The sequence below is a fragment of the Agrobacterium sp. A3-95 genome (assembly GCF_053521785.1).
Map to the genome: position 1 here is coordinate 472,994 of NZ_JBNWDR010000001.1, position 20,135 is coordinate 493,128.

21 protein-coding genes are annotated in these 20,135 nt (G+C 60.2%); 9 read left to right on the forward strand and 12 right to left on the reverse strand.

Annotated elements, in window-relative coordinates; genetic code table 11:
- Positions 1-13 precede the first annotated feature (13 nt).
- Positions 14-376, reverse strand: coding sequence for a nuclear transport factor 2 family protein (locus ACQZ5Y_RS02440; protein ID WP_019564201.1), 363 nt, complete (start codon positions 374-376; stop codon positions 14-16).
- 107 nt (positions 377-483) lie between these two features.
- Here ACQZ5Y_RS02440 and ACQZ5Y_RS02445 point away from each other — a divergent pair, with 107 nt between their 5' ends.
- Positions 484-1,278, forward strand: a complete 795-nt coding sequence (locus ACQZ5Y_RS02445; protein WP_112496973.1) for a helix-turn-helix domain-containing protein — start codon at positions 484-486, stop codon at positions 1,276-1,278.
- A 6-nt stretch (positions 1,279-1,284) separates the two neighbouring features.
- Entirely contained in the window at positions 1,285-1,638 is a 354-nt protein-coding gene (locus tag ACQZ5Y_RS02450) for a putative quinol monooxygenase (protein ID WP_174049219.1), read from the forward strand.
- On the opposite strand, the gene ACQZ5Y_RS02455 is transcribed toward ACQZ5Y_RS02450, so the two are convergent.
- Positions 1,619-2,581, reverse strand: coding sequence for a nucleoside recognition domain-containing protein (locus ACQZ5Y_RS02455; RefSeq protein ID WP_174049218.1), 963 nt, complete (start codon positions 2,579-2,581; stop codon positions 1,619-1,621). The genes ACQZ5Y_RS02450 and ACQZ5Y_RS02455 overlap by 20 nt on opposite strands.
- A gap of 119 nt (positions 2,582-2,700) precedes the next feature.
- Between ACQZ5Y_RS02455 and ACQZ5Y_RS02460 the strand changes: the two genes are divergently transcribed.
- Complete coding sequence (locus ACQZ5Y_RS02460) at positions 2,701-3,156, forward strand: Lrp/AsnC family transcriptional regulator (RefSeq protein ID WP_174049217.1); 456 nt, start codon at positions 2,701-2,703, stop codon at positions 3,154-3,156.
- 62 nt (positions 3,157-3,218) lie between these two features.
- On the opposite strand, the gene ACQZ5Y_RS02465 is transcribed toward ACQZ5Y_RS02460, so the two are convergent.
- A complete protein-coding gene (locus ACQZ5Y_RS02465; protein ID WP_174049216.1) occupies positions 3,219-3,602 on the reverse strand; it encodes an ACT domain-containing protein in 384 nt (127 codons plus the stop codon).
- 126 nt (positions 3,603-3,728) lie between these two features.
- A complete protein-coding gene (locus ACQZ5Y_RS02470) occupies positions 3,729-5,750 on the reverse strand; it encodes a methyl-accepting chemotaxis protein (RefSeq protein WP_174049215.1) in 2,022 nt (673 codons plus the stop codon).
- 277 nt (positions 5,751-6,027) lie between these two features.
- Here ACQZ5Y_RS02470 and ACQZ5Y_RS02475 point away from each other — a divergent pair, with 277 nt between their 5' ends.
- Complete coding sequence (locus ACQZ5Y_RS02475) at positions 6,028-6,780, forward strand: TlyA family RNA methyltransferase (RefSeq protein ID WP_019564205.1); 753 nt, start codon at positions 6,028-6,030, stop codon at positions 6,778-6,780.
- Positions 6,777-8,027 (forward strand): class I SAM-dependent RNA methyltransferase, encoded by a 1,251-nt coding sequence (locus ACQZ5Y_RS02480; RefSeq protein ID WP_174049214.1) that lies wholly within the window; start codon positions 6,777-6,779, stop codon positions 8,025-8,027. The genes ACQZ5Y_RS02475 and ACQZ5Y_RS02480 overlap by 4 nt, the downstream gene beginning before the upstream one ends.
- Here ACQZ5Y_RS02480 and ACQZ5Y_RS02485 read toward each other — a convergent pair whose 3' ends face one another.
- From ACQZ5Y_RS02485 to ACQZ5Y_RS02495, 3 genes are all read right to left on the reverse strand, one after another.
- The gene (locus ACQZ5Y_RS02485; protein WP_003511727.1) at positions 8,028-8,342 is read right to left on the reverse strand and encodes a hypothetical protein; all 315 of its coding nucleotides are present in this window, start codon (positions 8,340-8,342) and stop codon (positions 8,028-8,030) included. It lies immediately after the preceding gene.
- 90 nt (positions 8,343-8,432) lie between these two features.
- Positions 8,433-9,191 carry a crotonase/enoyl-CoA hydratase family protein gene (locus ACQZ5Y_RS02490; protein WP_003511725.1) on the reverse strand — a complete coding sequence of 253 codons (759 nt, stop codon included), beginning with the start codon at positions 9,189-9,191 and terminating at the stop codon, positions 8,433-8,435.
- A gap of 10 nt (positions 9,192-9,201) precedes the next feature.
- A complete protein-coding gene (locus ACQZ5Y_RS02495; RefSeq protein ID WP_111798836.1) occupies positions 9,202-10,986 on the reverse strand; it encodes an acyl-CoA dehydrogenase in 1,785 nt (594 codons plus the stop codon).
- A 223-nt stretch (positions 10,987-11,209) separates the two neighbouring features.
- Between ACQZ5Y_RS02495 and ACQZ5Y_RS02500 the strand changes: the two genes are divergently transcribed.
- Positions 11,210-12,205 (forward strand): transporter, encoded by a 996-nt coding sequence (locus tag ACQZ5Y_RS02500; RefSeq protein ID WP_003511722.1) that lies wholly within the window; start codon positions 11,210-11,212, stop codon positions 12,203-12,205.
- Positions 12,206-12,308: 103 nt separating this feature from the next.
- Here ACQZ5Y_RS02500 and ACQZ5Y_RS02505 read toward each other — a convergent pair whose 3' ends face one another.
- From ACQZ5Y_RS02505 to ACQZ5Y_RS02520, 4 genes are all read right to left on the reverse strand, one after another.
- Complete coding sequence (locus ACQZ5Y_RS02505; RefSeq protein WP_003511720.1) at positions 12,309-12,833, reverse strand: BA14K family protein; 525 nt, start codon at positions 12,831-12,833, stop codon at positions 12,309-12,311.
- A gap of 224 nt (positions 12,834-13,057) precedes the next feature.
- Positions 13,058-13,522 (reverse strand): BA14K family protein, encoded by a 465-nt coding sequence (locus tag ACQZ5Y_RS02510; protein WP_003511718.1) that lies wholly within the window; start codon positions 13,520-13,522, stop codon positions 13,058-13,060.
- Positions 13,523-13,703: 181 nt separating this feature from the next.
- On the reverse strand, positions 13,704-14,786 hold the full coding sequence (locus tag ACQZ5Y_RS02515) for an FAD-binding oxidoreductase (protein ID WP_013635587.1): 1,083 nt from the start codon (positions 14,784-14,786) through the stop codon (positions 13,704-13,706).
- Positions 14,787-14,793: 7 nt separating this feature from the next.
- Positions 14,794-16,038, reverse strand: coding sequence for an aromatic ring-hydroxylating oxygenase subunit alpha (locus ACQZ5Y_RS02520; protein WP_003511714.1), 1,245 nt, complete (start codon positions 16,036-16,038; stop codon positions 14,794-14,796).
- Between the two features lie 332 nt (positions 16,039-16,370).
- Here ACQZ5Y_RS02520 and ACQZ5Y_RS02525 point away from each other — a divergent pair, with 332 nt between their 5' ends.
- The 3 genes from ACQZ5Y_RS02525 to ACQZ5Y_RS02535 all read left to right on the forward strand — a co-directional run bounded on the left by ACQZ5Y_RS02525 (position 16,371) and on the right by ACQZ5Y_RS02535 (position 19,503).
- Positions 16,371-16,979: a DUF6656 family protein gene (locus ACQZ5Y_RS02525; RefSeq protein ID WP_013635584.1), complete on the forward strand. Its 609-nt coding sequence runs from the start codon at positions 16,371-16,373 to the stop codon at positions 16,977-16,979.
- 64 nt (positions 16,980-17,043) lie between these two features.
- Complete coding sequence (locus ACQZ5Y_RS02530) at positions 17,044-18,021, forward strand: L-threonylcarbamoyladenylate synthase (protein WP_111783291.1); 978 nt, start codon at positions 17,044-17,046, stop codon at positions 18,019-18,021.
- A gap of 48 nt (positions 18,022-18,069) precedes the next feature.
- Positions 18,070-19,503, forward strand: coding sequence for an FAD-binding oxidoreductase (locus tag ACQZ5Y_RS02535; protein ID WP_174049213.1), 1,434 nt, complete (start codon positions 18,070-18,072; stop codon positions 19,501-19,503).
- Between the two features lie 27 nt (positions 19,504-19,530).
- Here ACQZ5Y_RS02535 and ACQZ5Y_RS02540 read toward each other — a convergent pair whose 3' ends face one another.
- Complete coding sequence (locus tag ACQZ5Y_RS02540) at positions 19,531-20,049, reverse strand: hypothetical protein (protein ID WP_003511706.1); 519 nt, start codon at positions 20,047-20,049, stop codon at positions 19,531-19,533.
- Positions 20,050-20,135: the final 86 nt, after the last annotated feature.

Below are 20,135 nucleotides of genomic sequence, written 5' to 3' on the forward strand. Positions count from 1 at the left end.
ACCCGCCTCTGCCTCAGGATGCGGCGCCATCGAGAAAACCGACGACATTTTCAATCTGCCCCTCGGCATTCAGGCTGACGACATCGGTTCCGCCGGCAACATCTTCTCCGTCAGGCGAAATGAGACGCCATGAAAAACGGGTGAAGTTGCCGTGGCCATCCGGGGTGCCTGTGAGCACAAAGCGATATCCCGGAAATTTCTGCCGCGCCGCCTCGATCATCGCGGCAATCCCCTGCTGCCCCTCACCCTGCATCAAAGGATCTGTATAGCACGCCATTTCAGTCCAGCCTTGGCTGACGAGGCGCTGGCGGCGTTCATCGTTCTCCTCGTTCCAGACAGCGAGGTAGGTTTCGGCGATTTTGAGATGTTGCGTCATGATTGCGCTCCTTTTGGTTGACGGCCTGAGCATGCCGGGGGCTGTGACGCAGAACAATTACCTGCGAGGTAATCGCATTGCCGATATCTTCTGCTAGGCTGCGGGGCATGACACATCATCAAGAACATGTCGGCCAGGTGCTTAAGGAATGGCGGGCGCGCCGCAGATTGAGCCAGCTCGATCTGGCGTCCGATGCCGAGATATCGGCGCGCCATCTGAGTTTTGTGGAAAGCGGGCGATCTTCGCCCAGCCGTGAAATGCTGGCGAGGCTGGCAGAGCAGCTTTCCATGCCAGCCCGCGCCGCCAACCGGCTGATGCTGGCGGCAGGCTATGCGCCGATCCATTCCGAACGATCACTGGATGCGCCTGATATGACGGCCGTTCGTAAGGCCGTCGAAACCGTGGTGCAGGGCCACATGCCCTTCCCGGCACTTGCCGTCGACCGCCATTGGAATCTGGTTCTTGCCAATGATGCGATCAAATCGCTTCTCGCCGGCATATCCGAAGACCTGCTTCACCCGCCCCTCAATGTATTGCGGCTGAGCCTGCATCCTGATGGCTTGAGTTCACGCATCGTCAATCTTGCCGAATGGCGGCATCACCTGCTGGATCGCCTACGCCGCCAAGTCGAAGAGACCGGAGACGAGACGCTTTCCCGGCTGCATGCGGAACTTTCCGCCTATCCCGCGCCCGCAGCTCCACGGCATTCCGCCGGGCCCGATCCGTTGGCGATACCGCTCGAACTACGCGATCCGTTGTCCGGGGGCGTGCTGCGCTTCATTTCGACCACCACGGTTTTCGGAACCGCCACTGATGTGACGTTGTCCGAGCTGGTGCTGGAATGTTTCTACCCGGCCGACGCCGAGACCCGCGCCGCCCTGATGAACGGTACAAAGGAGTAACTATCCATGCACACCACCTATCTCATCGGCTTCAAGGTCCGTGCCGATCAGCGCGAACGTTTTCTAGGATTGCTGAATGATCTGCTCGACGCCATGCGACACGAGAACACCTTTGTGAACGCAACCCTGCATCGGGACGGCGAAAACGAAAACCACTTCCTGCTGCATGAGACCTGGAGCGACCATCAGGATGTCCTAGACGTTCAGGTTCATCGTCCCTATCGGCAGGCTTGGCACGATGCCTTGCCCGAGCTTCTAGATGCCCCGCGCGATATCTCCGTATGGCACCCCATGCGGGCCGATCACGCCGGCCCCGCGGCGAAACCTGGCGTGTCTTCGTCTATGTACCCTGCGGCCTGAACATCCGCGCGAAGAACACTTCGTCGGACAGGCGATGCAGCAAGGCTGCAATAGCGGCGGTTGCTACAATGGCGAAAACGAGCCGCCCGACCAGAACACCGTAGACATCTGCACCCAGCGACATCACGACAATGGTGTCCTCAATGACGCTATGCGCAAACCCCATGAACACGCATGACAGAAAGACCTGACGCGGCGATATCGCTCCCGACTGCGCCTCGCGGATCAGAAGACCGGCGCCATAGGAGATACCGAGGAACAATCCGATGGCGGTGAGATGTTCGGCCTCGCCGCGAATGCCGGCAAGACGCAGCACGGGCGAAAGCGCTTTCATCATCAAGGCCAGGACGCCGGTCAGCCTGAGGATTTCAAGGCCAAAGGACAGGACCAGAAGGATGACGAGCATCGAAAGCATGGTTTCGCCAAGGCCCCAAAAATAGTCCGCCCAGTCGGGTGTGGCGCCCATGGCAGTCCAGACCGGGTTCACCGGGGCCGACAGCCACCCTGTCACCTCCAGAAAATGGTGCAGGAGAAAGGCATAGAGCAATCCGCCCCCGATACGCAGCAGCGTCGTTGTAATCACGCCGGGACCAGCCTTTTCAATTATCTTCTGCTCGATGGGCAGCCCATGCGCGAACAGGATGAGGGCCGAGAAAACCGTGACATCCGCCACGCTGAGCGAGGATACCGGAACCAGCGTGAAGACCAGCGGCACCGCGCCCCATATTCCCACCAGCATTCCCGTCAACCAGGCCAGCCCCAGCTCCGGCGGAAGCCCGATCAGGTTCATGACCGGCGCAAAGACCGGGGCCACGGCCTCAATCGCGCCCATTCTCGACAACAGTTCGGTGAGGATCGCAATCGGAACGGTGATCCGGACAAGCACCCAATAGATTTCAAGCGTTTCCCGCGTTTTACGCCAGGCCGGCATCAGCAATGGCATCTGAGACTCCTTAAAGATTGTCTCCATCCACTAGCTCGAGCCGGTTCGCATTTGTGGTCAAAGATTGCAGCTTTGTGCAATTTTATTGCAAGTTGACCATGGGAGATTATGCTGCGGGAATGGACCGTATCGATCGCAAACTTTTAAACCTCATGCAGCGCGATGCATCGGGTACCAATGTGGACATGGCCGAGGAGGTGGGGCTATCGCCCTCCAGCTGCCTGCGCCGTCTGCAGCGGCTGCGCAAATCGGGCGTGATCGACCGCATTGTCGCGATCCTCAATCCCGCCAGAGCCGGACGGGCAGTCAAGGCGCTGGTGACGGTGGAACTGAAATTGCACGGCGAGCAGCATATGCGCCGTTTTCTCGACCTGGCGAGCGCCGAGGACGCGGTTTCACACGCCTATTCCGTTACCGGAGCCACCGATGTCGTCCTGATGCTGCGCTTGCGCGACATGGAGGAGTTCGACGCGCTATGTGACAGGCTGTTCCGCGACCAGAACAATGTCGCACGCTTCTTCACCATGGTCGTCATACGAACGGCGAAAGAGGAAACAGCCATTCGGCTCGATTGAATTCTTCCATTTCACTCGTCAAAACGCTCCTCCTTGGAGAAGTCGTCGTGGCAAATGGGTCTCTAGATGAGGGTGTGCCCTGCATTTTTCAGTAGAACGAAAGCTTTTTCCAGATCGTTCGATTTCACAAGCAGGTGGTCGCCATCGAAAGTCGAAACCACGAATATACCGATCTCATTGGTCGAGAGCGGCTCGATAACGGACAAGACGATGCCCGTTTCATCGAAGGCAAATGGCCCCTTTAGCTTTAGACAGGACCAACCCGTATCAGATCGCACATGCCCAGGTATACGATCTTCCCGGCAGACGATGGAAAGCTCATCATCGGTCCGGGTGATACTGACGAAGCCACCGCCATCGGCCCAGGCCGGAATGGCTTCAGATGCCTCAAGTCGGGCCACCCCATATGCACCATCCAGAACTTTCAACTTGATGCTAGGTGCCATCTCGAAATCACCTTTGTTGGGAAACTGCGACTGAACGCGTGGTTGAGTGCTCGCGCCGTAAATCTAGCAACAAAAAGGGGGCTTCACAGCCCCCTGATTCACGCTTGATGATCGTGACCGTCAGGATCAGAACTCCGTCCAGTCCTGATCCTTGGCAGCCGGCGCTTCTGCTTTGCCGCCAAAGGCGCGGGCGAGGCTTTGGCCAAGGGCGCGGGCGGGTGAAGCGACCGGCCTTGCGGTTGTGGAGGCAGGCTTCACTGCGGCTTTTCTGACTGGTGCGGCGGGTGCGGGCTGGTAGACAGGCTTCACCGAGGACTGGCGAGGAGCAGAATATCCGCCGGCGCCGGCAACGGCACCGCGAACGCCGCCCACCTTGAACTGGCCGAGCAGGCTATTGAGCGCTTCCGCTTCACGGGCGAGCGAATGGCTGGCAGCGGTCTGCTGCTCAACCATTGCGGCATTCTGCTGCGTGCCCTGATCCATGGTGTTCACGGCCGTGTTGATTTCCTGCAGACCAGTCGCCTGTTCGCGGGCAGCGACGACGATGGCGCTGACATGGGCGTTGATCTCCTCGACTTCTGCCACGATGAGTTCGAGCGCCTTGCCGGTCTCGTCGACGAGGTTGACGCCGTTTTCCACCTGCTGGCTGGAAGCGCCGATCAGCGTCTTGATTTCCTTTGCGGCATTGGCGGAACGCTGGGCGAGTTCACGCACTTCCTGCGCGACGACGGCAAAGCCCTTGCCCGCATCACCCGCACGGGCGGCTTCGACGCCTGCGTTCAGCGCAAGAAGGTTGGTCTGGAAAGCGATATCGTCGATGACGCCGATGATATTGCCGATTTCGCCTGATGATTTTTCGATCTCGCGCATGGCGGCAACCGCCTTGCGGACCACGACGCCGGATTTTTCCGCTCCGCTGCGGGCGCGCTGAACCAGATTGCCAGCGTCCTCAGCACCCCTTGCGCTGTCGCGCACCGTGGTAGTGACTTCTTCCAGTGCTGCGGCGGTTTCCTCGATGGAAGCAGCCTGCTGTTCGGTGCGGCGCGACAGGTCGTCGGCAGCAGAGAGCATTTCCGAAGCCCCGGCATTGATTGCAGCGGCATTCTCGCCAACTGCGCGCATGGCCTGCTGCAGCTTTTCGACAGCGCTGTTGAAGTCGATACGGATGGGGTCGATGTAGGAGGCGAACGGCGTTTCGATACGGTAGGCGAGATCGCCTTCCGCCAGAGCCGCAAGACCCTTGCCAAGCTCTTCACGCGCAAGGGCGTTGGCGGCTTCGTCCTGGGCCTTCTCTTCCTCGTTGCGGCGGCGCTCGGTCTCGGTTGCGGAGCGCATGCGCTCGGTTTCGCCGGCAAGGCGGGATTTTTCCAGCCCGGCTTCCTTGAAGACGAGAACGGCCTTCGCCATTTTGCCGACTTCATCCTTGCGGTCGAGAGCCGGAACTTCCGTGGTCATATCGCCGTCGGCAAGCCTGCTCATAGCCGCCGTCATACCGACGATCGGCGTGACGATGGAGCGCGACAGGGCCCAGATGAGGGCCACGGCCAGAAGACCGGCAACCGCGCCGCCACCCAGAAGTGCGAGCTTGAGGTTGAGTGCGGCAGCGTCCTGCTGTGCGGCGTAGCTTGCCGACAAGCCGTTCAGCTGGTCCTTGATCTTGGCGGCGGAGGCGCGGAAACCGTCGAGCTGACCCTTGGCCTGATTGCGACCGATCTCGATGATTTCGGAAATCGGTGCTTCGGTCGTCTTGCGGGCGGCAAGCTGCGGTTCCGCCAGTTCCTTGAAGAACACGGTGGCGGATGCCTGCATGTCATCGATGGATTTCAGAATGTCCGGCTGGCCGGCGGCAAGCGCACGGGCTTCACCAAGCTTCTTCAGCATCAGATCGCGCTGGGCGAAAACATCGTTGTAGGTGCTGTCGCTGCGAAACAGCAGAAAGCCGCGCTGGTTGACGGCCTGTTCCAGCATTGCGGCCGTCGCACCGTCAACCGCATGCAGGATTTTGTTGGCCTTGTTGTTCTGGACCGTGACGTGCTCGCTCCCCAGCGTCTGCCAGAAGACCACCGCCGAGGCGAGCAGGCAAACGCCCATCAAGACGCAGAAGGTGACAATGAGCTTAATGTTGATGGGGAAATTTTTTAGCGACATCGCAAACTCTCTCGGCGACCTGATGCCACGGAGCAAGCGTCTGCGCTGCAACGGTCGCAATTTTGGGAATGGGAGGAGATGCCGTCATGGCAGGTTCCGACTGGCCGCACGGGCCTTGCAGACAAAGTGCAATACAAGCCTTTATATTGGATTAATCGCATATGCTGTTTAACGACCACGAAACGACCCTGCGCTGCGGCAAATGGTGCCGTTGCGAAGCCTTGCGCGCGATAAATCGCTTGCATCTGCGGGGTTTGGCGGTCATTGACACGGGACCATGTCCAAAACACCTGAAAATGAACGGCTTGACCAGCTTCTTGTTTCGCTCGGCCACTTTGCCAGCCGCTCGCGTGCGCGCGATGCGATTGCGCGCGGCACCGTGAGCGTCAACGGGAAAACGGCCACAAAGCCCAGCCAAACCGTTGCCGGAAACGTCAAGATCGCCATTACCGATCCGGCGCAGGCCTATGTTTCCCGCGCCGCCCTCAAGCTCACCGCCGCGCTCGATCACTTCGGGCTCGATCCGAAGGGCCATGAATGCCTCGACGTCGGCGCCTCCACCGGCGGCTTCACCGAGGTATTGCTTCATCGCGGCGCAAAACACGTCACCTCCATCGATGTCGGCCACGGGCAGATGCATCCACGGATCGAGAACGATCCGCGCGTGACCAATCTGGAAGGTCTGAATGCGCGCTTCCTGACAACCGACGACATTGATGACCGGTCCGTGGACTTCATCGTCTCCGACGTGTCCTTCATCTCCATAAAGCTCGCCCTTGCCCCGGCACTCGCACTTGCCGCCTCCGGCGCGCAAGCGGTTCTGCTGGTCAAGCCGCAATTCGAGGCAGGCCGTGATGCCATCAGCAAGGCCGGGCTGTTGAAAGAGCCGGAAACGGCGCCTGCCGTTGCTGCCGAACTGGAACGCTGGCTCGTTGAAGACATGGGCTGGAAGAGCCTCGGTCTCATCCCCTCGCCGATTTCCGGCGGCGATGGCAATATCGAATTTCTTCTCGGAGGCGAAAAGCCATGAGCACGCAGACCGTCAGTATCAAGAGCCTTGGCGCCCAGGGCGACGGCATTGCGCACTGTCCCGACGGCCCGGTCTATGTGCCCTTCGCCCTGCCCGGCGAAACGGTGGCGATCGCCAAGGTCAAGGATACCGGCACCATCATCTCGATTGCGGAAGCCTCCGCGGATCGCCGCGAACCCGTGTGCCGCCACTTCGGTCCCGAGGGCGTTAACGGCACCTGCGGCGGCTGTTCGCTGCAGCATTTTACCGACCAGCCCTACCACGCCTTCAAGCGGGAGCTGGTGGTCTCGGCGCTGAGATCGAAAGGCCTGACGCCGCCAGTAGACGATCTCGTCATCTGTCGCCCCGGCGAGCGCCGCCGCGCGGTGTTTGCCGCCCGCAAGACGGAAAAGGGCCTACTGCTCGGCTTCAGCCAGGCAAACAGCCATCACATCGTCGCCATCGAGGAATGTCCCGTCACCTCGCCCGGTATCGTCGCGCGGCTGGACGCCGTGCGCGCAATCGGCCTTTCCCTTGCGTCGAATGCAGAACCGTTCCGCATGACCGTTCTTGAAACGCTTTCGGGCCTCGACATTTCCGTCGAAGGCATCAAATCCGTCGGCGACAAACAGCGGCGCACATTGACGGAAACGGTGCTGGCAATGCGTGGCATCGCCCGTGTCGCGCTATCAGGCGAAATCCTGATCGAACCGCAAAAGCCGATCATCGAATTCGGCGGCATTCCGGTTTCCCCACCGGCCGGCGGTTTCACGCAGGCAACCAAACAGGCCGAAGACGCCATGGCGGAACTGGTGCTTGCCCATGTTGGCAAATCCAAACGCATCGCCGATCTCTTCTGCGGTTCCGGCACGTTTGCGCTGCGGCTTGCGCGCGTCGGCCGCGTGCATGCGGTTGAGGCAGAGGACAAGCCGCTGAAAGCGCTCGATTTCGCCGCGCGCAACACGCAGGGCCTGAAACCCGTCAGCATCGAAAAGCGTGATCTTTTCCGGCGGCCGTTGATGACGAGCGAAATGAAGAATTACGATGCCGTGGTGTTCGATCCGCCGCGCGCAGGTGCGGAAGTCCAGTGCAAGGAACTTGCGCGCAGCGCGGTGAAGAAAATCGTCGCCGTCAGCTGCAATCCGCTGACGCTTGCGCGCGACCTCGCCATTCTGGTGGAGGGCGGCTATCGCGTCACGCGCGTCACGCCGGTCGACCAGTTCTTGTGGTCGCCGCATGTGGAAGCGGTGGCGACGCTGGAGAAATAATCACCAGGCGGTGTCAACAGTGCCGTTGCCGACCACGCCCGAGCAACGGCAGGCGCCGCCAACGCGGCCCTGCTCGATGGGGCAGACATAGGGCCGGCGCCGATTGGCGCTGTCCGGTGGAGTGATGACGCAAACGAAACGCGCGCGGCGCTGGCGATCGCGGGAATTACCGGAGTAATAATTCGGGCTGTCGTCTTGCGTGGACTGCGCCAGAATGACGTTGTTGCTCGAACCCGGCAAAGGCACGGTCGCCGCTGCCTCTGCGACAGTCGCAGCGGAGAGGAGGACGGTCAGGGCGAAAACAAAGTGACGCATAGCGGGTGGCCTTCGAAGGATGACGTTGCGTTATCTAACCCAAGCCATATTACCCGGTTCCTTAACCGCAAGGAATTCCTGCCGGAACGCTTAACGCCGCATGAATGCCTCGAAAGCAGCCCGCGCCTCGGCACTCTGCAATTGCGCGGTGAAATGGCGGGCTTCCTCATCGATGCGGGCCAGCACATCCGCCGGATTGCCGCGCACGAGATCGCGGGCAATCTTCAGCGCCTGCTGCGGCTTGGCGGCAAGCCGCGTGGCAAGCGCCAGCGTTTCGCTTTCGACATGTTCCGGCGCCACGACTTTCCAAATCATTCCGGCCTGCAAGGCCTGTTCGGCGGTAAAACCTTCGCCCATGGCCAGCAGGGCAAAGGCGCGCTGATGGCCGATGAGCTTTGGCGCAAGCAGGCTGGACGCAGCTTCCGGCACCAGCGCCAGATCCACAAACGGCGTCTTGAACAGGCTGCGGTTGGAGGCAACGGTCAGATCGCAATGCAGGTTCAGCGTCGTGCCGATGCCGATGGCCAACCCATCGACGCCCGAAACCAGCGGCTTTTCGAAGGTTGCCAGCGCCTTCAGAAGATCGAGCACCGCGAGCTTGCCCTTTGCGCCAGACATGGCGAAGGCAAGAAAATCGGCCATGTCATTGCCGGCGGAAAAGCAGCCTTCCGTACCCAGAAACGCGACGACACGGATATCCGGGTCTGCATTGGCGGCCTTCAGAGCCTCTGCCATGCGCAGATACATTGCATCGGTGATGGCATTTTTCTTTTCCGGCCGGTTGAAGCGGATGGTCAGAACGTCAGGTGCATGACTGACCCGCTCGACGAGAATATGATCGTCCGACATGGTTTTCTCCTTAACCCAGTACGGCGCGGGCGGCGGCAAGGCTTGCTGCACCGGCAATGACGCGATCCCTCAGCGCTGCTGTTTCCGCCAGCAGGTTTTCCGCCGCAAACCGGCAGAGCGATGCGCGATGCGCTCCCCTGCCGTCATCCACCTGGGCCAGGGCGCCCTTGGCAAGATAGGCTCCGGTGAGCGCCAGCCCGAAGAGGCGCTGATAGGGCGTGGCACCGGCGAGCGCGGTTTCGGTTTCCCCCGCTTTCAGGCGTTGCAGCAACCAGTCGGTCGCCGTTTCGAGATCGGTGAGACTCGTTTCGAGATAACGGGCAGTCTCGCCGAGATCACTGCGGTTCGAGGCAGCAGTTCGGGCGACGATTTCACGCAATTCTGCGATGAAACCGCGCACCTGTGCGCCATCGGAAAGCGGCAGCTTGCGCACCACCAGGTCGATCGCCTGAATGCCGTTGGTGCCTTCGTAGATCGGCGCGATGCGGGCATCGCGCAGGTAACGCGCCGCACCGGTTTCCTCGATGAAACCCATGCCGCCATGCACCTGAATGCCCATGGAAGCGACATCGACACCGGCATCGGTGGAGAAGGACTTTGCGATTGGCGTTAAAAGAGCTGCGCGCTCCTGCCAGTGGGCGCGTTCAGCCACGTCCTCGGCGGCATGCGCCATATCGATGGCGTGGGCGCAGTTGAAGGAGATGGCGCGCGCACCTTGTGTCAGCGCTTTCATCGTCAACAGCGTACGGGCGATATCGGGATGCTCGATGATAGGGCTCATGCCCGAACCCTGCCAGCCGGGCGCCTTGCCCTGCGTGCGTTCCCTGGCGTATTCGATTGCCTTCTGTGTCGCCGCCTCGCAGATCGCCACGCCCTGCATGCCAACGGCAAGGCGGGCGTTGTTCATCATGGTGAACATGCAGGCGAGACCCTTGTTCTCCTCGCCGATCAGCCAGCCCAAGGCACCCTTCTCTTCGCCAAACTTTCCGTCCCCGAAGATCATCGTGCAGGTGGGCGAGCCGTGAATGCCGAGCTTGTGCTCCAGCGAATGGCAGAAGACGTCGTTGCGACTGCCCGGCGTGCCATCGTCTTCGGGCAGGAATTTCGGCACGAGGAACAGCGAAATTCCGCGCGTGCCGGCCGGCGCATCCGGCAGGCGGGCAAGAACGAGGTGGATGATATTGTCCGCAGCGTCATGTTCGCCCCAGGTGATGAAAATCTTCTGCCCGAAAATGCGGTAACTGCCGTCACCATTACGCTCGGCACGGGTTTTCAGCACGCCAAGGTCCGATCCCGCATGCGGTTCGGTGAGGTTCATCGTGCCGGTCCATTCGCCGGAGACGAGTTTGGGAAGATAGATGCGCTTCAGGTCGTTGCTACCGTGGGCAACGAGAGCTTCCACCGCGCCCATGGTGAGCGTCGGCGCAAGCGCGAAAGCCATGGAACCGGAATTCCACATTTCGAGTGCGGCGACATTCAGCATATGCGGCAGGTTCTGGCCGCCGAATTCTTCCGGTGCGGTGAGGCTGTTCCAGCCGGCCTCAGCCCAGCGCCGATAAAGATCGGCCCAGCCGTCCGGCGTTGAGACCTTGCCGTCGCTCAGCCGCGCGCCCTGTCGGTCGCCTATATCGGCAAGCGGGGCGACCTGCTCGGTGGCGAAACGGCCGGCCTCCTGTAATATGGCATCGACCACATCTTCACCGAGGTCTCCCAGAGCACCCCTGGACAACGCGTCTTGCAGACCCGCCACGTGTTTGAGTGTAAAGGCGATATCATCCACCGGCGCGGTATACATGCTGCCTCCTCCCGAAGCTCTTGCCTATCGTGCTGTTGCTTTCGGGCTAAATGATTTTTACGTAAACGTCAATTTGAAAATTCCCGCCTTTTAAGCGGGATTGTTATAAAACTGTCATATGAATTTGCTCAGCATGCGCTGACAGGTGCCGTGCCACCGCTGCCGTTTCCGTCTTGGGGCGACGGACGCCTCCCCTCCCATTCCGCCGGTCAGGACTACCACGATGGATCTCATAACGCCCGCTATCCCCGGCCTCGTCTGGGCCTATCAATTCCACCCCGGAACGGCGCCATGCCGGCGGCTTGCGCCCGATGCGGGCTTTGGCGAGATGGCGCAATGCGAGGGCTTCTTCTGGCTGCACCTCAATCTTGCGGATCAGCGGGTGGCGGGCTTTCTCGAAACGATCGATGGTCTCGATCCGGCAGCGCTGGCAAGCCTCACCACCCATGAAACCCATCCGTCCATCACGGTGGATGAAAAGTCACTTTATGGGACGTTGGTCGATTTCCAGCGCGAGTTCGATCAGGAAACGCGTGATTTCGGTTGGCTGCATTTCGCGGTCAGCGACCGTTTCATCATTACCACCCGTCTGCAACCGTTGCGCTCAGTAGACCGGCTGAAAGCGGCAGTCGACAAGAATTCCAACCGCTACCTCACGCCGGCCCATGTCTTCGAAGGCCTCGTCGCGGAATTCCAGCGTTCGCTGATCAGCCTGGTGATGGAAACGACCGAAGAGCTGAATGCCATCGAGGATCTGGTCTATGACAGCGAAAACCGCGACGAGCGGCGGCGGCTTGCGCCGCTCAGGCGCACGGTCGTTCGCCTCCACCGGCATCTGCGCACGGTGCTCACCCTGATGCGGCGGGCGTCTGCCGCCGATGAGGACGAGATGCCTGACGGTTTCGAGGATGTCGCCTCGCGGCTGATGGGCCGCCTCGAGGCCGTCGATCACGATGTCTACGCCCTTCAGGAACGCGCAAGGCTGCTGCATGAGGAAATCGATTCCAAGCTCTCGTCCGAAACCAACCGGCATCTTTATATCCTGTCGCTGATGACGGCATTCCTGCTGCCGCCATCGCTGGTCACCGGCTTCTTCGGCATGAACACGGATGAGTTGCCATTTACGGTCGGCACAGGCGGCACGATGGCGGCCAGCATCTTCATCGTGATTTCGGTTATGCTTGCCTGGTTCGTGCTGAAGCGGGCGCGCATTCTGTGAAAACAAAAAGCCGCCCGTATCCGGGCGGCTCGTAATAACTATCAGGCTGGTCAATCGCTACTCCGTCTTGCCGGATGAAGGCCGGAGTGACGGAGTAGTGCTATCAGCTGTAAGGCGAATAGCAGGGCTGGCGTGGGCCATTGTAGGGCTGGAACGTGTTGCTATAGGCATCGTAGGACCGATACCGGCCATAGCACCAGTTCACATGCGCCTGGCTCATGCCGGCACGACGGACCGGACGATATTCGCGGTAGACCGGACGCGGGCGATATTCCGGAACCGGACGGTAGACTTCGCGCGGCTGCGACAGTGCGCCGCCGATGATCGCGCCCGTCGCAAAGGCTGCGAGCGGGAACCAATAACCGTCGTGGTGACGATAACCCGGACGGTAGTCGCGATAACCGCGATGACCGCCGTACCAGCCGCGGCGTTCGCCGCCCCAGCCGCCACGATTGTCACGATCGCGCCAGTATTGCACATTGACGACATTCTTGCCGGCATCGTTACCCAGGGTCTCGACACTCTTCGGCGCCATCAGCAATGGCATTGCCTCAGCGGGAACAATCGCTCCTGCAACCACGATTGCAGAAAGACCGACAGCCAGGATATTCTTCACATAGCTTCTCATCTGACTTCCTCCATTCACGACGGTCGACAGGCCGTTGCACGTGAATAATAACACCTTTTTCTTTTTATCCAGCCAGTTTGTCGGTGCTGGCTGGAACATCACAGGTTGCAGGCTAGGCGCTTTCGCCTGAACCCAGCATTAACGGCGTTGTCACGCTTCGGTTACCGAAACTCGCCACCCGAAAGCAAAAGCCCGGATCAGATCCGGGCTTTCGAAAGGCGTGCTTAACGGCTGTATGGAGATACACATACACGACGCGGACCGCTATTCGGCTGGTAGCTGTTATCGTACGCGCGGTAAGAGCGCCAACGGTTCTGGCACCAGGCAACATGGCTGCCGCCATAGGCCGGTCTTGGCTGCGCCATGGCGCCGCCAATGATTGCGCCAGTGGCGAAGGCCGCCAGCGGGAACCACATTCCGTTGTGATAGCGGTAGCCCGGACGGCGGTCGCGATAGCCGCGATGGCCGTTATAATATCCGTCCCGCGACGGGCGCGGACGATACATGCGGTCGCCATATCTGCGGTCACCTCGGCGGTCCCATTCACGATACTGCACCGGCACTACATTCTCAGTTGAGATTGCCGGCTTCGCCATCGGAACAGGCGCCTGGAACGCCTGCGACGGCGTGAAGCTTGTCAGGAACAGGACAACCGCCGTAGCGACGCTCGTCGTGCGGAAATTCATCATGATCTTTCCTCCGTTTGCTGTGGCGCGTTGAACCGCGCTTTCTAACTACTCGGTCTTGTCGGAGGTAGGGGCAGCCCCATTGAAACACCCGAAAAGAATTCGATGACGTGCAAACGAGTTTTAAGACCTTTGGTTCCGGTTCAAAAATAGATTCCCGCATAAGACGCAGGATTTCGTGTGCTCAGGCTTCCACCTTCACGTCGGTCAACGGCCGCGAGCAGCAGGCGAGAATATAGCCTTCATCGATTTCGTCATCGAGAATGCCGCCATTGTGGTTCATCTCCACCTCGCCGGAGAGCTTCAGCACCCGGCAGGTGCCGCAAATTCCCGATTCGCAGGCGGCACCGATGCGCACACCGGCGGCGCGCGCCGTCATCAGAACGGTCTGGCCGGGCTGGCACGGCACTTCCTTGCCGGAAAGCGTAAACCCCACCATCGAGAGTGCTTCGCCATCCGCAACGGTGTGAATACTCTCGCCCACGGCAACCGGGGCGGCCGGCGAAAAGCTTTCCTGGTGGTAACGGCTCATGTCGAAGCCGGAAGCATCCAGCATGGAGCGGATGGCGGCCATGAAAGGCTCCGGTCCACAACAGAACACCGTGCGATCCATGAAATCAGGCGACAGAAGCGCAATCTTGGCCTTGTCGACCATGCCCTTCAAGCCGGACCAGAGATCAGTGCGGCCGCAATTTTCCACGATGAAACCGAGCGACAGTTTCGGCATGAAGCGGGCAAGATATTCCAGCTCGTGACGGAACACGATATCGGATGGCGAGCGCGAGCAATTGATGAAGGCGATGTCACTCTGCGGCGCGCGGTCGCTCATGTCGCGCACCATCGACATCATCGGCGTCACGCCGGAGCCGGCCGAGATGAACAGGTATTTGTCGCCGGGATGCCGGACATAAGAGAAATCGCCGAGCGGGCCGAGTGCCCGGATTTTCATGCCGGGCTTCAGATTGTCGAACATCCAGCGCGTGCCGATGCTGGTGGCCTGCGCCTTGACCGTGACCGACAGCGCATAGGGCCGCGACGGGCTGGAGGACAATGTGTAGGTGCGGTAGAGCGGCTCCTTGCCTACTGGCAACTCCAGCGTCACGAACTGGCCCGGCAGGTAACGGAACCAGTTCTGATCCTCCGACCGGAACAGGAATGTCATCACGTCAGGCGTCTCGGGCGTCACCGAAATGCATTCCAGCAGGTGGAGCTTGTCGCTCCACGGCTTCATCTCGTCTATGTGCTTGTAGGTCACAGCCATATTCATCTTCGCGTTACGCTACTGCCGAAAGGCGGGCCTTATCGCCCGACAGCCGGTCAACCATGAAATCGGCATACCAGTTGACGAACTGCATCACGCCGCCCTCGTCTTCCATGGAATAGGGGCCGGGCTGGTAAGCGGGCGAGCGGATGCCGAAGGCGTTTTCCTCAACGATGCGGCGGTCCTGATCGTTGGTTTCGTTCCAGACGTGCGTGAGGTCCTCGAGATCGTAATCCACGCCTTCAACCGCATCCTTGTTCACCAGCCATTTGGTAGTGACCATGGTCTCATTGGCGTTGAGCGGCAGCACGCGGAAGGAAATGGTGTGGTCGCCGAGGAAGTGGTTCCAGGTCGTCGGATAATGGAACAGAAGCAGCGCGCCGATATGGCTGATGCTGACATCATCCGAAAGCGGCCGGCGCACGGCGCGTTTTCCCGACATGGTGTAGCTTTCCGCCTCGCCGATCAGCGGCATGCGGGCAACACGGAACTGGCCTTTCGGATCGATCTTGAAGCGGCTCGGCAGGCCGGCAGCCTCGCAGCGTGCCCAGTGGCCACCGATCTCGGGATCGCTTGCACCACCGTCCGTACCCGTAACGCTCGGGTTTTCAGGATAGGTGCGGCAGAGTTCCGGATGGTTGGCGGCGCAATGATAGCACTCGCGGTTGTTTTCCCAGACGAGCTTCCAGTTACCCTTTTCGATGATCGTGCTTTCATGCGCAACCTTGGCTTCCCAGATGCGATGCGGCGCCATGTAGCTTTCGACCTCGGCGCGCATCGGCGCGAAATCGGCGGGCTGGTCTGCCAGGCAGATGAAGACGTAACCGGCAACGGTTTCGCAGTGGACCGGCTTCAGGCCGAATTCAGCCTTGTCGAAATCATCGCCCATATGGCGGGCAAACAGCAGCTTGCCGTCCAGATCGTAGGTCCACTGGTGATAGGGACAGACGAGGCGTGCGGACTGGCCCTTATGAGAAGAGCAGACGCGGGAACCGCGATGGCGACAGGAATTATGGAGGGCGCGAATCTGTCCATCGCGACCGCGAATGATGACGACGGAATAGGCGCCGACCTGAACGGTGATGTAGTTACCGGCCTTCGGCACTTCGCAATCATGGCCGACAAACAGCCAGTCGCGGTACCAGATGGTTTCCATGTCCAGATTGAAATAATCCGGGTCCGTGTAGAAAGACTGTTCCAGGCTGAAGCCTTCGCGGCGGTTCTTCAGCTGACGCAGTACGGTATCACGCAATTCCATGGCCAAATCCTCGATCAAACCGCCCTGCCCCACACCATTTATCGGACTGCGGAAGTGTGATCCCATCTAAACATCAGCGTTCATTTGCGGTAGCGCAGACAGCGACATCGGCTTCCGCATTGGCGACAAATTGCGACATGCGCCAATGGCCGTTGCACGCCATTCCGCTGCGAAATCCGGCAGCTATTCCCCGCCGGAAACAACGTCGCAATATGACGCATGATGTCGCGCAGCTCCCTCTCTACCCGTTAAAAAACGGGGGGTGTGGCGCAACGGAGTTTTAACATGCCCTAAACTATATTGCCTGATCGACAACAACGAGGGCGTTCCGGGTGGAGAAGGCGACACGCATACGTTATTTCGATGCCGGCAAACATTCGGTCACGCCGATACGTTCAAAGACCGCGCATTCGGATTTCCTGCGAACCGGGCGCATCAGCCGCTACGAAGAACGGTGGCTGCCGAGGGAACGCGTCTATTACAGCCATGAAGAAGTCGCGGCGATGACCGGGCGCAAGCTCGAGGCTGCTGCCGACGCCACCCATAGCCGTCTCAATGGCTTTCACCAGTCCATCCGTTTTCCCAAGATGGTTTTCCACCATCTGCTGGATGAGCGGCCGCATCTCGGCTATTGCCATGTCACGGCAGCGAAAACCAGTTTCGACGCCGAGCGTCATGTGCTCTGGTCATTCTATTTCGCGAATTTCTTTGCCGAGTTGAGTGGGGCCGAGAACTTCTTCGAAAACATCGATGCGCGCTATTCGCGGATGTATTTCGCAGTCGCCATCAACGCGCTTCCAAACAAGAACGTCGCCATCGATACCTCCTTCCATCGCGGCGGCCTGCTGTTCCAGACCCACGACCCGCGCGTAGCGCTCAAAAACGTGCTTATGCTCGGAGCCCGCTCGGACGAGATGCGCAAGATCATCAAGGCAATATAAAAGCCACGATAGCGCTTTCCATAAGGCCCTGAAATACGCTATTGACGCCCTGAAAGGCAGCATCATGGCGCGTCATATCGATATCGAAAACGAGCGGGAAACCGCCTTGCAGGCGGCCGTCGAGGAGCTTTCCCGCGGCCAGCCAATCGCCCTGCCCACGGAAACCGTCTACGGCCTTGCTGCGGACGCCACCGATCCGGCGGCCATTACCCGCATTTACGAAACGAAAGGCAGGCCGCAGTTCAATCCGCTGATCTGCCATATGGCCGATATCGCCATGGCCGAACGTTATGCGGTTTTCGATCCCGTGTCCCGACGCCTCGCCGAAGCCTTCTGGCCCGGCCCGTTGACGCTGGTTCTGCCGCTGAAACCGGCAAGCGGCATTCACTCACTCGCAACGGCGGGGCTCGATACCGTCGGCATTCGCGTTCCGCAGGGTTTCGCCGGTGATCTGATCCGCCGGTTCGACAAACCTCTTGCTGCGCCCAGTGCCAATAGTTCAGGCAAGATCAGCCCCACCAGTGCCGCCCATGTCGAGGCCGATCTCGGTAACAGGATCAACCTCATTCTTGATGGCGGTGCTGCCTCCGTCGGTGTCGAATCCACCATCGTCAAAGTGGAAGACGACGGGCGGGTGCGGCTGCTTCGTCCCGGCGGCATCGTCACCGAGGAGATCGAGCGCATCACCGGCACCCAGCTCGAACGACCGGAAAAGGCATCAGCCGCCATCGAGGCACCCGGAATGTTAGCCTCGCATTATGCGCCCGGTGCAGCTGTTCGCCTCGACGCGACGTCCGTTTCTTCCGACGAGGCACTGATCCGGTTCGGCGGCATCGCGGTTGAGGGACAAGAGACGGCCCGTACCGTTCTCGACCTCAGCCCTTCCGGCGACCTTGCCGAGGCGGCCGCCAATCTGTTCGATTATCTCAAAGCAGCCGATGCGAGCGGTGCCGCGACAATCGCGGTCACAACCATTCCCGCACACGGTCTTGGAGAGGCGATCAATGACCGCCTTTCCCGCGCCGCCGCGCCGCGAGGCTGACGGTACTTCACCATTTCGCCCACCGTTTCAAATGACAGCGAGACGCCAATGACAATCGCAGCCCCCTCCCCCGACATCCTCGACCGCTTCACTGCCATTGTCGGCGAAAAAAATGCGGTGCGCGACGCTGTGGAAATGGCGCCGCGTCTTGTGGAGAATCGCGGGCTTTACCATGGTGCGTCACCGCTGCTGCTCAAGCCCGGCACTGTCGAGGAGGTTGCAGCCATCCTGAAGCTCGCCAGCGAGACCGGCACGCCCATCGTGCCGCAGACCGGCAATACTGGCCTTGTGGGTGGCCAGACGCCGCGTGCTGACGGAACCGACATCCTCCTCTCGCTCGAGCGCATGAACCGTATCCGCGACATCGATCCGGTCGCCAACACCATCGTTGCGGATGCCGGCTGCATTCTCGACGACATCCACAAGGCCGCATCGACCGTGGAGCGGATGTTCCCGCTGTCGCTCGGTTCGCAGGGCTCGTGCCGCATCGGCGGTAATCTGGCCACAAATGCCGGCGGCACGGCAGTTCTCGCTTATGGCAATATGCGCCAGCTTTGCCTGGGGCTTGAAGTGGTGCTGCCGACAGGTGAAATCTGGGACGGGCTTCGCCGGCTGAAAAAGGACAATACGGGTTACGATCTGCGCGATCTCTTCATCGGTTCGGAAGGCACGCTCGGCGTTATCACCGGTGCGGTGCTGAAGCTTTTCCCCGTGCCGCTCGGCCATCAGGTGGGTTTTGCCGGTCTTCGATCCACTGAGGACGCGTTGAAGCTGTTCGAAATGGCCTCAAACCTCTGCGGCACGGCGCTGACCGGTTTTGAGCTGATGCCGCGCATCGGCGTGGAATTCACCGCCAAACATATTCCCGGCGTGCGCGATCCGCTACAAACGCCGCATGACTGGTACGCGCTCATCGATATCTCCACCTCCGATTCGGCTGAGACGGCTGAAACAATGATGCAATCGCTGCTGGAGCGCGGTTTTTCGGCCGGGCTGGTCGAGGATGCGGTGATCGCTTCTTCGGAAGCGCAGCGTCAGGCGCTCTGGCATATGCGCGAAAGCATGTCGGATGCGCAAAAGCCGGAAGGCGGCTCTATCAAACACGACGTTTCCGTTCCGGTGTCGAAGATACCGGAATTCATGGCAACGGCGGAAAAGGCCGTTCTTGCCGCCATTCCCGGCGCCCGCGTCTGCGCCTTCGGCCATCTGGGCGATGGCAACATCCACTACAATATTTCCCAGCCGGTTGGTGCGGACAAAGCTGAATTCATCGGTCGCTGGCGGGATATGAACGAGATCGTGCACGGCATCGTACTGTCGCTCGGCGGCTCGATTTCGGCAGAACATGGCATCGGCCAGTTGAAGCGCGACGAGCTGGCCACGATCAGGCCTGGCATTGAAATGGACCTGATGCGACGCATCAAACACGCCTTTGACCCCGCCGGCATTATGAACCCCGGCAAGGTGATCACCGCCCGCTAGGGACAGCAGCTTCATCATCGTTGCAGGTTAGTTGGAAGTTCTCGCCGTCCAGGCGGGAACCAGTTCCGCATTCAGGCGGCGCGGCTTTTGCGCGTGCACGAGCTGTGTCAGGCCCATGCCGGATTTTGCGATCGCCACCGCATGTTTCTTCGGCATCAGGTAGCCGCATTCCAGGGGAGGACGTCGGCGCACTATCCGGCTGAAAAAGGGCCGCTTGTGATACCGGGACGGCGAGAAACGCGCGGGCTCGGCACAGACAGCCACATATTCGAGAATCTCTTCGATCCAGCCGCTCTGCGGACGCGCACCCGGTTCGACCAGCAGGATCCAATGCCCGCGCGCCGAGCGCATGACATCCTCAATATCCCACTGCGCATAAAAACGGCAACCAGCGGCATCGGCGACGCGCGACGATCCATCGCGCGAACCGTGATCAAGGATCACAACGTCGCTTACCAGCCCTTCCACGGCCCCGGTTACAAGCGCAGACAGCGTATGCGCCAGTTCCGGTTCCTGATCCCGGCATTCCATTATGACTGTCAACATATGCATAGCTCTAACGCATCGCACAATAAATTGCCACTGCACTGGATGTCAGAAAATCCGCGACCGTTCAGGCTTAACCCTAGCCC

Excerpts from the sequence above, each read along its gene's own strand:
- ACQZ5Y_RS02440 (WP_019564201.1), bottom strand. The coding sequence starts at position 376 with ATGACGCAACATCTCAAAATCGCCGAAACCTACCTCGCTGTCTGGAAC.
- ACQZ5Y_RS02445 (WP_112496973.1), top strand. The coding sequence starts at position 484 with ATGACACATCATCAAGAACATGTCGGCCAGGTGCTTAAGGAATGGCGG.
- ACQZ5Y_RS02450 (WP_174049219.1), top strand. The coding sequence starts at position 1,285 with ATGCACACCACCTATCTCATCGGCTTCAAGGTCCGTGCCGATCAGCGC.
- ACQZ5Y_RS02455 (WP_174049218.1), bottom strand. The coding sequence starts at position 2,581 with ATGCCATTGCTGATGCCGGCCTGGCGTAAAACGCGGGAAACGCTTGAA.
- ACQZ5Y_RS02460 (WP_174049217.1), top strand. The coding sequence starts at position 2,701 with ATGGACCGTATCGATCGCAAACTTTTAAACCTCATGCAGCGCGATGCA.
- ACQZ5Y_RS02465 (WP_174049216.1), bottom strand. The coding sequence starts at position 3,602 with ATGGCACCTAGCATCAAGTTGAAAGTTCTGGATGGTGCATATGGGGTG.
- ACQZ5Y_RS02470 (WP_174049215.1), bottom strand. The coding sequence starts at position 5,750 with ATGTCGCTAAAAAATTTCCCCATCAACATTAAGCTCATTGTCACCTTC.
- ACQZ5Y_RS02475 (WP_019564205.1), top strand. The coding sequence starts at position 6,028 with ATGTCCAAAACACCTGAAAATGAACGGCTTGACCAGCTTCTTGTTTCG.
- ACQZ5Y_RS02480 (WP_174049214.1), top strand. The coding sequence starts at position 6,777 with ATGAGCACGCAGACCGTCAGTATCAAGAGCCTTGGCGCCCAGGGCGAC.
- ACQZ5Y_RS02485 (WP_003511727.1), bottom strand. The coding sequence starts at position 8,342 with ATGCGTCACTTTGTTTTCGCCCTGACCGTCCTCCTCTCCGCTGCGACT.
- ACQZ5Y_RS02490 (WP_003511725.1), bottom strand. The coding sequence starts at position 9,191 with ATGTCGGACGATCATATTCTCGTCGAGCGGGTCAGTCATGCACCTGAC.
- ACQZ5Y_RS02495 (WP_111798836.1), bottom strand. The coding sequence starts at position 10,986 with ATGTATACCGCGCCGGTGGATGATATCGCCTTTACACTCAAACACGTG.
- ACQZ5Y_RS02500 (WP_003511722.1), top strand. The coding sequence starts at position 11,210 with ATGGATCTCATAACGCCCGCTATCCCCGGCCTCGTCTGGGCCTATCAA.
- ACQZ5Y_RS02505 (WP_003511720.1), bottom strand. The coding sequence starts at position 12,833 with ATGAGAAGCTATGTGAAGAATATCCTGGCTGTCGGTCTTTCTGCAATC.
- ACQZ5Y_RS02510 (WP_003511718.1), bottom strand. The coding sequence starts at position 13,522 with ATGATGAATTTCCGCACGACGAGCGTCGCTACGGCGGTTGTCCTGTTC.
- ACQZ5Y_RS02515 (WP_013635587.1), bottom strand. The coding sequence starts at position 14,786 with ATGAATATGGCTGTGACCTACAAGCACATAGACGAGATGAAGCCGTGG.
- ACQZ5Y_RS02520 (WP_003511714.1), bottom strand. The coding sequence starts at position 16,038 with ATGGAATTGCGTGATACCGTACTGCGTCAGCTGAAGAACCGCCGCGAA.
- ACQZ5Y_RS02530 (WP_111783291.1), top strand. The coding sequence starts at position 17,044 with ATGGCGCGTCATATCGATATCGAAAACGAGCGGGAAACCGCCTTGCAG.
- ACQZ5Y_RS02535 (WP_174049213.1), top strand. The coding sequence starts at position 18,070 with ATGACAATCGCAGCCCCCTCCCCCGACATCCTCGACCGCTTCACTGCC.
- ACQZ5Y_RS02540 (WP_003511706.1), bottom strand. The coding sequence starts at position 20,049 with ATGTTGACAGTCATAATGGAATGCCGGGATCAGGAACCGGAACTGGCG.